Origin of the sequence: Mycobacterium sp. DL592 (genome assembly GCF_011694515.1) — a bacterium.
GTDB lineage: Bacteria > Actinomycetota > Actinomycetes > Mycobacteriales > Mycobacteriaceae > Mycobacterium.
In genome coordinates, this window is record NZ_CP050192.1 from 3131050 (window position 1) to 3143929 (window position 12880).

A 12880-nucleotide genomic window follows, 5' to 3' on the forward strand; every position below is an offset into this window, starting at 1 on the left:
GAACGGCGGCGGCCCGTAGTTCCCCCGGACGGGATTCGCTACGACGAAGAGTCGTAGACTAGCGGCGATGGAGTCGAGCCGCACGGGCACCCGACCCGCCGGCCGATGGGTCCTGGTCGGCGGATACCTCGCCATGGCCGCAGCTTTGACCGGCTACGCCGCGGCGTCCGGCGGCGATCGGTTCCGGGCCACCGGGGACTCCTTTCCCGGCCTGCCGACCAGTACCGCCGAGATCGTCGGCCACTTCACTGCCACGCTGGCCGGCGCGATCTGCCTGGGCGCTCTGGTCTTCGTCGTCATCACGGCGTGCCCCGACGAACGCGGGGTGCTCGACGCGTCCTCGTTCCGGGTGCATCTGCTCGCCGAACGGGTCGCGCCGCTCTGGGTGGCGACCGCCACGGTCATGGTGGTGGTCCAGGCGGCCAATGACGCTGGGGTGTCAGTCGGCCGCTTGGTCAGCGGCGGCGGCATCGGTGCGGCACTGGGCGCCTCGGAGACGGCCCGCGGGTGGGTGGCGGTGGCCATGTTCGCAGCGATCGTCGCCGTGGCTCTGCGCCTGACGGTGCGTTGGGTCTGGCACGTGGTGCTGCTGATCCCAAGCCTGATCGCGGTGATCGCCGTGGGGGTGACCGGGAACGCCGGGCAGGGCCCCGATCACGACTATTCGACGAGCGCCGTCATCGTGTTCTCCCTCGCCCTGGCGGTGCTGGCCGGGGTCAAGATCAGCGCCGCCGTGGCCCCGCCGTCGGTGGCGCTGCAGCGCCGCGTGCTACTCGTCGAGATCCTCACCGGGGCGGCGGCGCTCGGCTATGGCGCGCTGCTGCTGTACCTGCTGACCGACACGGGGTGGGTGACCGGCTCCGACTACGGCCGCCTGGGGCTGCTGGCCGGGGCGGTGGTGCTGGTGACCTGCTTGCTCGACATCACCCGGCTGCGGGCCCGAGCCGGCGCGGGCGGCCGCGGCGGTGCGCTGGCATTGATCGTCGCGCTCGCGGCGGTCTCGGCGATGGCGATTCAAACCGCACCGCGGCTGCTGGCCCACAAGTTCACCGCATGGGACGTCTTCCTCGGGTACGCACTCCCCCAGCCGCCGAATGTGGTTCGGCTGCTGACGGTGTGGCGTTTCGACGTGCTACTCGGTGTCGGCGCAGTGGCGCTGGCGGCGATCTACGTCCTCGGGGTGGTCCGGCTGCGCCGCCGCGGCGACGCCTGGCCGCCGGGCCGTCTGGTGGCCTGGCTGCTCGGGTGCCTGGCGCTGCTGCTGGCCACCAGTTCTGGTGTGCGGGCCTACGGTTCGGCGATGTTCAGCGTCCACATGTCCGAGCACATGGCGCTGAACATGTTCATCCCGGTGTTCCTGGTGCTGGGCGCCCCGATCACGCTGGCGTTGCGGACGCTGCCCGCTGCGGCGGCCGGTCAGCCACCCGGGCCGCGGGAATGGCTGATGTGGCTGGTGCATTCGCCGGTGTCGCGGTTCCTGTCGCATCCGGCAACGGCGTTCGTCCTGTTCGTCGGCTCGCTCTACGCGGTGTACTTCACACCGCTGTTCGACACGCTGGTGCGCTACCACTGGGGTCACGAGTTCATGACCGTGCACTTCCTGATCACCGGCTACTTGTTCTTCTGGGGCATCATCGGCATCGATCCCGGCCCGCGCCGCCTGCCCTTCATCGGCAGGCTCGCCATGTTGTTCGCGGTGATGCCGTTCCATGCCTTCTTCGGTATCGCCACCATGACGATGACATCGGTGATGGGGCACAGCTTCTACAGCAAGCTCGATCTGCCCTGGCTGTCCAGCCTGCTCGACGACCAACACCTCGGCGGCGCAATCGCTTGGGGGTCAAGCGAACTGCCGGTGATCGTGGTGGTGGTCGCGCTGGTGGTGCAGTGGGCCCGCCAGGACCGCAAGGTCGCCGTGCGCACCGACCGCCACGCCGACGCACACTACGACGACGACCTCGACGCCTACAACGCGATGCTGCGGGAGCTGTCCAAGACCCGGCGCTGACGCCCCGGCGACTGCTGGCGCTCGGCCGCCGACAGACCGCCCCAGATTCCATAGGGCTCACCGGCGGCCAGGGCATGCCTGCGGCACTCCGCCATGACCGGGCAGCGCCCGCAGACGTCCTTGGCGACCCGCTCACGACGGACACGTGCGGCGTTCGTCTCCCTGTCGGGACCGAAGAAGACCGACGCGTCGACCGCTCGGCACCGGCCCCGAAGCTGCCAGTCCCACTCCTGCACCGACGGCCGCGGAAATCGTTGTCGCCTCACGCTTTACATAGTCGGGAGACGATGGTGGCCGGTTCCCCGGTCAGCCGACGACGGAGTATTCGCCCTCTTCGTCGAGTGCAGCCTGGATCTGCTCGACGGTGAGGTCGGCGCCGGACTGCACCCGCACGGTCGACGGCTCGCCGAGGTCGACCTCGACGGCACTGACATCCGGCAACGCGCCCAGCGCGGTGCTCACGATCCGCACACAGCTCTGGCAGTGCAGTCCGTCTACCTTGAAGGTCTGCTCCGACATGTGTTTCAGCCTTTCCGATCAGCGGCCTGCGAAGTTGCGCAGCCGCAAGCTGTTCGAGACGACGAAGAACGACGAGAACGCCATCGCCGCACCGGCGATCAACGGATTGAGCAGGCCGGCCGCGGCGATCGGGATGGCGGCCACGTTGTACCCGAATGCCCAGAACAGGTTGACCCGGATGGTGCGCATGGTGGCGCGGGCCAGATCCAGTGCCTGCGGGACGATGTCGAGGTCGTCGCGCACCAGGATGATGTCGGCGGCCCCGATCGCGACATCGGTGCCCCGGCCGATCGCCAGTCCCAGATCGGCCGACGCCAGCGCCGGGCCGTCGTTGATGCCGTCGCCGACCATGGCGACCACCCGCCCACGGTCTCGCAACTGCTCGATGACGTCGACCTTGCCTTCGGGCAGCACCTCGGCGATCACCTCGTCGATGCCCACCTGGGCGGCCACCGCACCCGCGGCCGAGGCGTTGTCCCCGGTCAGCAGGACCGTCCGCAGACCCCTGCTGTGCAGCGCCGCCACCGCCGCGGCCGCCGACTCCTTGACCGCGTCGGCCACCGCGATCGCGCCGCACACCGCACCGTCGACGGCGACGAAAACGACTGTGTCCCCGCGTGATTCCGCGGTCCGCCAGGCTGCCTCCAGCTGGGCGTCCAGCGGTGCGTCACCGCGCACCCAGACCGGCCGGCCCACCGTCACCGCGGCGCCCGACACCACACCGGTGACTCCCCGGCCGGCATAGGACCGGAAGTCCTCGACCGGTGACCGGTCAGTGAGCGCACCCGCGATCGCCACGGCCACCGCGTGTTCGGAGGCGGCCTCGACGGCGGCGGCCACGCCGAGCACGTCGTCGGCCTGCCAGCCGTCGGCTGCCGTCACGCCGGTGACCGTGAGATGCCCGGTGGTCAGCGTGCCGGTCTTGTCGAAGACGACGGTGTCCACGGCGCGGATGGCCTCCAGCGCGCGGTAGCCCTTGAGGAAGATGCCCAGCTGGGCGCCGCGCCCCGAGGCCACCATCATCGCCGTCGGGGTGGCCAGGCCCAGCGCGCAGGGACATGCGATCACCAGCACCGCCAGCGCCGCCGAGAACGCCCGGTCGGCGTCGGCACCGGCAGCCAGCCAGGCCGCGGCCGTGACGGCGGCGATGACGAACACGGCGGGTACGAACACGCCGGCGATGCGGTCGGCCAGCCGCTGGGCGTCGGCTTTCTGCGCCTGGGCCTCCTCGACGAGGCGGACCATCCCGGCGAACTGGGTGTCGGCGCCGACGGCGGCGGCCTCGACGATCAGCCGCCCGTCGAGCACCACGGTGCCGCCGACGACGCGGCCCCCCGGATGGGCGCGGGCCGGTTTGGACTCCCCGGTCATCGCGCTCATGTCGATCGCCGCGCTGCCCTCGACCACCAGACCGTCGGCGGCGATCGTCTCGCCGGGGCGCACGACGAAGCGTTGCTGTTCTTTGAGTTCGTCGGCCGGGATCACCATCTCGGTGCCGTCGGCGAGCAGCACCGTCACGTTCTTGGCACTGAGGGCGGCCAGCGCACGCAGCGCACTACCGGCCCGCGATTTGGCCTTGGCCTCGAAGTACCGGCCGGCCAGGATGAACACGGTGACTCCGGCCGCGACCTCAAGATAGATGGCGTCGCTGCGCAGCAGCGCCTCCCAGATTCCGCGGGTCGTGCGGACGCCGTGGCCGAGGAAGATCGTGTACAGCGACCACAGCGTGGCCGCGGTGACACCGACAGAGATCAGCGTCTCCATCGATGCGGTGCCGTGGCGGGCGTTGCGCAGGGCGACACGGTGGAACGGCCACGCCGCCCAGGTGACGATCGGCAGCGCCAGGGCTGTGAGCACCCAGCCCCACCCGGTGAACCGGGTGCTGGGCACCACGGCGAACATCACCGACAGGTCGGCCAGCGGCACGAACAGCACCGCGGCGACAGCCAGCCGGCGCAGCAGGCTGCGGGCGGTCTGGTCGTCGGGGTCGGGCACCTCGACCGGTGTCGGGTTGCGCGGGGCTGCGTCGTAGCCTGCCTTGCGGACCACCTCACACAGGGTCTCGGTCGGTACCGATTCGGCGGCGTCGACAGTGGCCACCCGGGTCGCATAGTTGACCGTCGCGTGCACACCGTCGACCTTGTTGAGCTTGGTCTCCACCCGCGCCGCGCACGCCGCGCAGGACATTCCCGAGACGTCGAGCTGGACGCGGCGGACGTCGGTGTCGGCGACGCCGCCGACAACAGATGCCGTCATCATCCTCCTCGTCGATCGACAGTGTTCGGCTCAGGTCGAATAGTCGGATGCCGACAGCTCCGGGTTCCCGGAAAAAAGAAATCCCTGGTGCTGGGCTCATTCGACTCTTCCAAAGTACTCCCGAGGGGTGTGCCGAAGCTCCTGTGGGGCTGGGGATGTGCCGTCGGGGGCCATCCCCTACTCTGACTTCCTGTGAGCGAACGCGACGACGACCAGGTGACCGTGTGGGCACTGGCCGCCGGGCGCGGTGACGACGCCGCGCTGGACGCCTTCATCCGGGCGACCGAACGCGATGTGTGGCGAACCGTGGCCTTCCTGGGTGATCCGGGCAACGCCGACGACCTGACGCAGGAGACATTCCTGCGCGCGCTGGGCTCGCTGCCCCGCTTCTCCGGGCGTTCTTCGGCGCGCACCTGGCTGCTGTCGATCGCCCGCCGCGTCGTCGTCGACCAGATCCGGCGCAACCAGGCCCGGCCCCGCTCCGCGTACTCCGCCGACCTCGATCAGGTGCTCGACACTCGGCGCAGTGCGGCCCGCTTCGAGGACATCATCGAGATCCGGATGCTGCTCGACGGCTTGGACGAGGACCGCAGGCACGCGCTGATGCTCACGCAGGTGCTGGGGCTGTCCTACGCCGAGGCCGCCGAGGTGTGCGGCTGCCCGGTCGGCACCATCCGCTCGCGAGTCGCCCGTGCCCGCGACGACCTGATGATCGCGGCCAACCGCGACGACCAGGCGGGCTGAGCCGGGAACCGGCGGCCAACTCGATCCGACTAGTCGAGGTGCCCAGTAGCGATATCGACGTGATGCTGCGCGCTATCGAGCGACGGGTCCTCGACGACATCTGGATGAGTCGGCGGCGCAGATTCGTCACCGCCGTCCTCATCGCATGTCTTGCCACGGCCGCGGCGCTGGGCTGGGCCGACGTCCACGCCCGGGCCGCTGCCGGTACACCGGGTATCGCCGGTTGCGCCGTCGCACTGACCCTGTTCACCTCGACGGCCGTGATGTCATCGATTGCCTTGCTGCGCAGCTGTTTTCGCTGGTGCACGCTGGCCGCGTACGGGGGCGGTATCGGTACGGTCGTCGGCGTGGGGGTGGTGTGGTGGCATCAGACCACCCCGATCGCCCAGTCCCCGGGACCACGCCTGTGGATGGCGGTGGGCACACTGTGGTCGGTGGCACTGACCGTGCTGTGGCTGCAGGCGGTGCTGACACCGCTGGAGCGATCCCAGCCCGACCTTCGGCTCAGTCCAGGAAGCCGTGCAGCAGTGCGGCCGACCCCGCGACGTGGGCCCGCATAGCCGATTCCGCCGCCGCGACATCACCGGCAAGGATCGCGATCACAATCGCCTCGTGCTGCTCGTCGGAGTGAACGATGTTGCGGCGTAACAACGGAATCTGATCGAGCAGCGCGTTGAGCCGCATCCGGTTCTCGGCCACCAACGGCACCAGCGACGGCGAGCCGGCCGCCTCGGCGATGGCCAGGTGTAGCCGCGAATCCAGCCGCCGGTAGTCGTCGGGGGTGGCGTCACGGACGTCGACCAGGCGCGACCACAGGCCTTCGCGTTCGGCGGCGGTCAGGGTGCGCGAGGCCGCCATCCGGGCGGCCCCGACCTCGAGGATCTCGCGCAGCCGCATCGCATCGTCGAGTTCGGCCCGATTGACCCGTACGGCTTCCTCGCTCGGCGCGGGCAGTTCCTCGGCCAGGAACGTCCCGCCGTAGCGGCCGCGCCGCGACACCAGGTAACCGGCATCAGCCAGCGACTTGATCGCCTCGCGGACCGTGTCGCGGCTGACCCCGAGCCGGGCGGCCAGCTCCCGCTCCGGCGGCAGCGAGTCCCCCGGAGCGAGCACACCGAGCCGGATGGTCTGCAGCAGCCGGCCGACGGTGTCCTCGAAGGCGTTTCCGGGGCGCACCGGACGCAGCAGTGCCTCGGAAGCCACTGCCGAATCGTCCCGCGCTACATCCCCGGTCGCTTCGCTCCTGCCCGCCGCTGCCGACATCTGGATGACCTACAGCGGAGTTACGTAGTGGCCGCTGATACCGCCGTCGACCAGGAACGTCGACCCGGTGATGAACGACGAGTCGTCACTGGCCAGGAAGGCCACCGCAGCGGCCAGCTCCTCCGGCTCGGCGAACCGGCCCATCGGTACGTGTACCAGCCGGCGCGCGGCCCGCTCGGGATCCTTGGCGAACAGCTCCTGCAGCAGCGGGGTGTTGACCGGGCCGGGGCACAGCGCGTTGACCCGAATTCCCTGGCGCGCGTACTGAACTCCGAGCTCGCGGGACATCGCCAGCACGCCGCCCTTGGACGCTGTGTAGGAGATCTGGCTGGTGGCCGAGCCCATCACCGCGACGAACGACGCGGTGTTGATGATGGACCCCTTCTGCGCCGGCACCATGTGCCGCAGCGCCGCCTTGCAGCAGAAGAAGACCGACTTGAGGTTGACGTCCTGAACCCGGTCCCAGGCGTCGATGCCGGTGTTCTCGATGAGGTCGTCATCGGGCGGGCTGATACCTGCGTTGTTGAAGGCGATGTCGACGCCGCCGTGGGTCTCGAAAGCGGTGTCGAACAGCCGATCGACCGCACCCTGATCCGAGACGTCCACCTGGACGAAGGTGACGTTCAGCTCGTCGGCAACAGACTGACCGGTCTTCGGGTCGACGTCGCCGATGACGACGATCGCGCCTTCGGCCCGCAACCGTTTGACGGCCGCCAGGCCGATGCCGCTCGCGCCGCCCGTGACGACGGCGACCTTGTCCTTGAGACGCTGGGACAGATCCATCTAGTTCTCCTCTACCGCGAAAAAGACGTTCTTGGTTTCCGTGAAGTGCAGCGGGGCGTCGGGTCCGAGTTCACGACCGAGCCCGGACTGCTTGAACCCCCCGAAGGGGGTGTTGTACCGCACCGACGAGTGCGAATTCACGCTGAGGTTGCCTGCCTCGACGGCGCGCGACACCCGCAGCGCCCGGGACAGGTTGTCGGTCCAGATCGAGCCGGACAGACCGTATTCGGTGTCGTTGGCCAGCGCGATGGCGTCGGCCTCGTCCTCGAACGGCAGCACCGTGACGACCGGACCGAAGATCTCCTCGGTCACGGTGCGGTCGGTGCGCGCCGGGGTGAGCACGGTCGGCGGGAACCAGTACCCGGGGCCGCTCGGCGCCGAGCCGCGGAATGCCACCGGGGCGTTGTCAGGCACGTAGGCGGCCACCGACTCGAAGTGCTTGCGCGACACCAGCGGACCCATCTCGGTGTCGCGGGCGGCCGGGTCGCCGACCACCAGGCCCTTGACGGCGGGTTCGAGCATTTCCATGAACTTGTCGAACACGCTGCGCTGCACCAGGATCCGGCTACGCGCGCAGCAGTCCTGGCCGGCGTTGTCGAACACCCCGTAGGGCGCGGTGGCCGCCGCCTTCTGCAGGTCGCAATCGTCGAAGACGATGTTGGCGCTCTTGCCGCCGAGTTCGAGTGTCACCCGTTTGACCTGGGACGCGGCCCCGGCCATCACCTTGGTGCCGACCTCGGTGGAGCCGGTGAAGACGATCTTGCGGATGTCGGGGTGGCTGATGAACCGCTCGCCGACCACCGATCCCTTGCCCGGCAGCACCTGAAACAGGCCCTCGGGCAGTCCGGCCTGCAGTGCGAGTTCACCGAGCCGAATCGAGGTCAGCGGCGTCCATTCGGCGGGCTTGAGCACAACCGCGTTGCCTGCTGCCAGCGCCGGGGCGAACCCCCACACCGCGATCGGCATCGGAAAGTTCCACGGTGTGATCACACCGATGACGCCCATCGGCTCGTTGAAGGTGACGTCGAGGCCGCCGGCCACCGGAATCTGCTTGCCGGACAACCGCTCCGGTGACGCCGAGTAGAACTGCAGCACGTCGCGCACATGGCCGGCCTCCCACTCCGCGGCCCCGATCGGGTGCCCGGAGTTGGCGACCTCGAGGGCGGCCAGTTCGCCGACGTGCGCGTCGACGGCCGCGGCGAAGGACCGCAGCGCGGCAGCGCGCTCGGCGGGCGCCTTGGCGGCCCAAGCTTTCTGCGCGGCCTTGGCCCGCGCGACGGCGTCGTCGACACCGGCGACGTCGGTCAGTTCGACGCTGCGCAACACCTGCTCGGTGGCGGGATTGATCAGCTCGGTGGAGGTCACAGCTCAGCCCTTTCGGTCGTATACACCCGCGCGGCGTCCACCAGTCCGGCGAACACCCGCAGGTCGTCCAGCGTCTCTTCGGGATGCCACTGCACCGCGAGAACGAAATCATGGCCTGGCATTTCGACCGCCTCGATCACGCCGTCGTCGTCCCGGGCGCTCACCACCAGCCCGTCGCCGAGGCGGTCGATGGCCTGATGGTGATAGCACTGCGCATCGGAGGTCTCCCCGATCAGCGCGGCGAGCTTACTGCCTTCGACGGTGCGCACCGTCGAGGTGGAGAACACCGCGTTGCCCTGCTGATGGCGGGTATGGCCGAGGATGTCGGGCAGGTGCTGATGCAGCGTGCCGCCGAGGGCGACGTTGAGCACCTGGGCACCGCGGCAGATGCCGAGCACCGGCATGCGGCGCCGCAGCGCACCGTCGATCAGGGCGAACTCCCAGGCGTCACGGTGCCGATCGGGCTGGTCGGTGGTCGGGTGCGGGTCGTGGCCGTACGCGGCGGGGTCGACGTCCTTGCCGCCGGTAATGATCAGCCCGTCGATGCGGTTGAGCACCTGGTCGGTGATACCGGCGTCGACAGGCTGGGGCGGCAGCAGCGTCGCGATACCGCCGGCCAGCGTGACGCCCTCGAGGTAGATACCCGGCAGGAAACTGGCGTGCACATCCCACACCCCGGTCTGCGCCTGCTGGAGGTAGGTGGTCAGGCCCACCACGGGGCGGTGCCGGGCAGCCGAACCGTGGTCAGAGTCGCTCAAAGCCGCGCACCCTCTCCCAGTCGGTCACCGCGGAGTTGAACGCCGCCAGCTCGACGCGGGCGTTGTTGAGGTAGTGCTCGACGACCTCGTCGCCGAAGGCTTCGCGCGCCACCGCCGAGCCTTCGAAGAGTTCGGCGGCCTCGGCCAGGGTGGTCGGAAGTTTCTGCGCGCCACTGGTATACGCGTTGCCGACGCACGCGTCCGGTAGTTCCAGCGCGTTATCGATGCCGTAGAGGCCGCCGGCCACCAGTGCGGCGACCGCCAGGTACTGGTTGACGTCACCACCGGGGGCGCGACACTCCATCCGCATGGAATGGCCCTGACCGACCACCCGCAGCGCGCAGGTGCGGTTGTCCAGACCCCACGCGATCGCGGTCGGGGCGAAGCTGCCCTCGACAAAACGCTTGTAGGAGTTGATGTTCGGTGCGTAGAACAGGGTCAGCTCGCGCAGGGTGGCCAGCTGGCCGGCGATGAAGCTGCGAAACATCGCCGACATCCCCAGCGGATCGTTCTTGTCGGCGAACACCGGGCTGCCGTCGGCGCCGCGCAGCGAGATGTGGATGTGGCAGCTGTTGCCTTCGCGCTCGTCGAACTTCGCCATGAAGGTCAGGCTCTTGCCATGCTGGTCGGCGATCTCTTTCGCGCCGTTCTTGTAGATCGTGTGGTTGTCACAGGTGACCAGTGCACCGTCGTAGCGGAACGCGATCTCCTGCTGGCCGAAGTTGCACTCCCCCTTGACTCCTTCGCAGTACATCCCCGCACCGTCCATACCGACCCGGATGTCGCGCAGCAGCGGCTCCATCCGGGTGGAGGCGTGGATGGCGTAGTCGACGTTGTAGTCGGTGGACTTCTTCAGCCCGCGGTAGCCGGCCGCCCAGGCGTCGCGGTAGGTGTCGTCGAACACCATGAATTCCAGTTCGGTGCCGACGAACGCCTCCAGGCCGCGCTGTGCCAATCGGTCGAGCTGAGTCGAGAGGATGGTCCGTGGCGCCGGGGCCACCGGCGCACCACCGACGAACGACAGGTCGGCCATCACCAGGGCGGTCCCCGGCAACCACGGCAGCAGCCGAAGGGTGGCGAAGTCGGGGCTCATCACCATGTCGCCGTAGCCCGACTCCCAGCTCGACATGGCGTAGCCGTCGACGGTGTTCATGTCGACGTCGACGGCGAGCAGGTAGTTGCAGCATTCGGCGCCGTGCGCGGCGACCTCCTCGACGAACAGCCGGGCCGCCACCCGCTTGCCGGTCAGCCGGCCCTGCATGTCGGCGAAGGCGACGATCACGGTGTCGATCTCACCGGCCGCCACCAGCTGATCCAATTCGGTGTGAGTCAACAGCCCGGACCGGCGGGCACCACTACCAGGCGTCACGAGCGTCCCTTCATCGATGGAATGATTCGACGGAAAGTCAACCATTGGAGCCCGCCGCATCGGCAGCCTCAGCCTTCAGATTTACATGACTGTCACTCCAAAGGTAGGACACCAGACCAATAGCACTCTATTCTGCCCAATTAGAGCGCGCCGGTCGACGCCTCCATACCACCAACGCCCAGAACGGATCAGAAGGAGTAGCGCTGTGCCAGAGGGTCACGAAATACTCGACGAGGACGAACGACACCTCGCCAGCCTTGGTTACTCCCAGGAGCTGCATCGGTCCTGGTCCGGATTTTCCAACTTCGCCATCTCGTTCTCGATCATCTCGATCCTGGCGGGCTGCTTCACCTCGTTCGGCCTCGGCTGGAACAACGGCGGGCCGGCGGCCATCGCCTGGGGCTGGCCGATCCTGTCAGTCTTCATCCTGTTCATCGGGTTGTGTATGTCCGAGCTGGTGTCGGCGTTCCCGACATCGGGCGGAATCTATTGGTGGGCAGCCAAACTCGGCGGACCTAAGGCCGGGTACTACACCGGCTGGCTGAACCTGGTCGGGCTGATCGCCATCCTGGCGTCGGTGGCCTACGGGTCGGCGACGTTCCTGGACCTGACACTGGGCACGTTCAGCGAGAGCTGGCTGGCAGGCTACAGCCTGCAGCGCACCTTCATCATCTTCCTGGTGATCCTGGTGGTGGTCGCGGTGATCAACATCTTCTCCAGCCACCTGCTGGCCGTCATCAACAACATCTCGGTGTGGTGGCACGTCATCGGTGCCGCCGCCGTCATCGTGATCCTGTGGGCCATCCCCGAGCAGCACGCCAGCTTCTCGACGGTCTTCGCCACCACGGTCAACAACACCGGCTTCTTCGGCGGTTCGACCTCCGGCTTCGGCTTCCTGCTGTTCGTGCTGCCGATGTCGGCGATCCTGACCCAGTACACGATCACCGGCTACGACGCCTCGGCGCACCTGTCCGAGGAAACCAAGAGCGCCGCCGACGGTGCCGCCAAGGGCATCTGGCGGTCGATCTTCTACTCGGCGATCGGCGGCTGGATCCTGCTGCTGACCTTCTTGTTCGCCGTGCAGGACGTCGACGGCGTGACGAAGGGCGGCGGCGCCGTCGCCACGATCTTCGCCCAGGCGATGGACTCCAAGTGGGTCGCGATCGTCTTGCTGATCTCGACGGCCGGCCAGCTGTTCTGCACCACGGCGTGCCAGACCAGTTCCTCACGCATGCTGTTCGCCTTCAGCCGCGACCGCGCGGTGCCCGGCCACCAGTTGTGGTCGAAGGTCAACGCCAAGAAGGTGCCGGCCAACGCCGTCATCGTCACTGCGGCGATCGCGGCGATCATCACGCTGCCCGCACTGGTCGAGGTGGACATCAACGGTGCACCGGTGCCGATCGCGTTCTTCGCGGTCGTCTCCATCGGCGTTGTAGGTCTGTACCTGTGCTTCGCGGTGCCGATCTACTACCGGTGGAAAGCCGGCGATTCGTTCCCGCTGGGCAAGTGGAACCTGCGCGGCCACCACAAGTGGATGGCGCCGCTGGCCCTGATCGAGATCGTCGTCACCTCGATCATCGCGATGTTCCCGACCTCCATCAGCGGTGCGCCGTGGGATGCCAGCTTCGAATGGAAGTTCGTCAACTACACCCCGCTTCTGGTCGGTGGCGTGTTGATCCTGCTGTGGATCTACTGGCATGCGTCGGTGAAGAACTGGTTCACCGGACCGATCAAGCAGGTGGACATCAGCGGCGAGGAACTGGAGGGGGTTTCCTAGAACAAAGGAGACGTCATTTCCAGGCCCGCCGCGAGGCG

12 protein-coding genes are annotated in these 12880 nt (G+C 68.3%); 4 read left to right on the forward strand and 8 right to left on the reverse strand.

Annotated features, from left to right (window positions below; translation table 11 throughout):
- Nucleotides 1-67: 67 nt before the first annotated feature.
- Complete coding sequence (locus HBE64_RS15025) at nt 68-2008, forward strand: cytochrome c oxidase assembly protein (protein WP_167103609.1); 1941 nt, start codon at nt 68-70, stop codon at nt 2006-2008.
- Here the strand turns inward: HBE64_RS15025 and HBE64_RS15030 are convergent.
- From HBE64_RS15030 to HBE64_RS15040, 3 genes are read right to left on the reverse strand one after another with little or no spacing between them, the layout of a single operon-like run.
- Complete coding sequence (locus HBE64_RS15030; protein WP_167103612.1) at nt 1966-2274, reverse strand: WhiB family transcriptional regulator; 309 nt, start codon at nt 2272-2274, stop codon at nt 1966-1968. The genes HBE64_RS15025 and HBE64_RS15030 overlap by 43 nt on opposite strands.
- Before the next feature lie 40 nt (nt 2275-2314).
- On the reverse strand, nt 2315-2527 hold the full coding sequence (locus tag HBE64_RS15035) for a heavy-metal-associated domain-containing protein (protein ID WP_167103615.1): 213 nt from the start codon (nt 2525-2527) through the stop codon (nt 2315-2317).
- Nucleotides 2528-2545: 18 nt separating this feature from the next.
- A complete protein-coding gene (locus tag HBE64_RS15040; protein ID WP_167103618.1) occupies nt 2546-4783 on the reverse strand; it encodes a cation-translocating P-type ATPase in 2238 nt (745 codons plus the stop codon).
- 192 nt (nt 4784-4975) lie between these two features.
- On the opposite strand from HBE64_RS15040, the gene sigC reads away from it, so the two are divergent.
- Together sigC and HBE64_RS15050 are read left to right on the forward strand one after the other, a co-directional pair.
- Nucleotides 4976-5527 carry an RNA polymerase sigma factor SigC gene (gene sigC, locus HBE64_RS15045; RefSeq protein ID WP_167103621.1) on the forward strand — a complete coding sequence of 184 codons (552 nt, stop codon included), beginning with the start codon at nt 4976-4978 and terminating at the stop codon, nt 5525-5527.
- A gap of 38 nt (nt 5528-5565) precedes the next feature.
- The gene (locus HBE64_RS15050) at nt 5566-6087 is read left to right on the forward strand and encodes a hypothetical protein (protein ID WP_167103624.1); all 522 of its coding nucleotides are present in this window, start codon (nt 5566-5568) and stop codon (nt 6085-6087) included.
- On the opposite strand, the gene HBE64_RS15055 is transcribed toward HBE64_RS15050, so the two are convergent.
- The 5 genes from HBE64_RS15055 to HBE64_RS15075 are packed head-to-tail and all read right to left on the reverse strand — an operon-like array spanning nt 6032 to nt 11065.
- Nucleotides 6032-6790, reverse strand: a complete 759-nt coding sequence (locus HBE64_RS15055; RefSeq protein ID WP_167103627.1) for a FadR/GntR family transcriptional regulator — start codon at nt 6788-6790, stop codon at nt 6032-6034. The two genes, HBE64_RS15050 and HBE64_RS15055, sit on opposite strands and share 56 nt — an antisense overlap.
- A 9-nt stretch (nt 6791-6799) precedes the next feature.
- Nucleotides 6800-7573 carry a 3-oxoacyl-ACP reductase gene (locus tag HBE64_RS15060; protein WP_167103630.1) on the reverse strand — a complete coding sequence of 258 codons (774 nt, stop codon included), beginning with the start codon at nt 7571-7573 and terminating at the stop codon, nt 6800-6802.
- A complete protein-coding gene (locus HBE64_RS15065) occupies nt 7574-8938 on the reverse strand; it encodes an aldehyde dehydrogenase (RefSeq protein ID WP_167103633.1) in 1365 nt (454 codons plus the stop codon).
- Nucleotides 8935-9696 carry a gamma-glutamyl-gamma-aminobutyrate hydrolase family protein gene (locus HBE64_RS15070; protein WP_167103636.1) on the reverse strand — a complete coding sequence of 254 codons (762 nt, stop codon included), beginning with the start codon at nt 9694-9696 and terminating at the stop codon, nt 8935-8937. The genes HBE64_RS15065 and HBE64_RS15070 overlap by 4 nt, the downstream gene beginning before the upstream one ends.
- Complete coding sequence (locus tag HBE64_RS15075) at nt 9683-11065, reverse strand: glutamine synthetase family protein (protein WP_167103639.1); 1383 nt, start codon at nt 11063-11065, stop codon at nt 9683-9685. The genes HBE64_RS15070 and HBE64_RS15075 overlap by 14 nt, the downstream gene beginning before the upstream one ends.
- A 205-nt stretch (nt 11066-11270) precedes the next feature.
- Here HBE64_RS15075 and HBE64_RS15080 point away from each other — a divergent pair, with 205 nt between their 5' ends.
- Nucleotides 11271-12842, forward strand: coding sequence for an amino acid permease (locus HBE64_RS15080; protein ID WP_167103642.1), 1572 nt, complete (start codon nt 11271-11273; stop codon nt 12840-12842).
- Nucleotides 12843-12880: the final 38 nt, after the last annotated feature.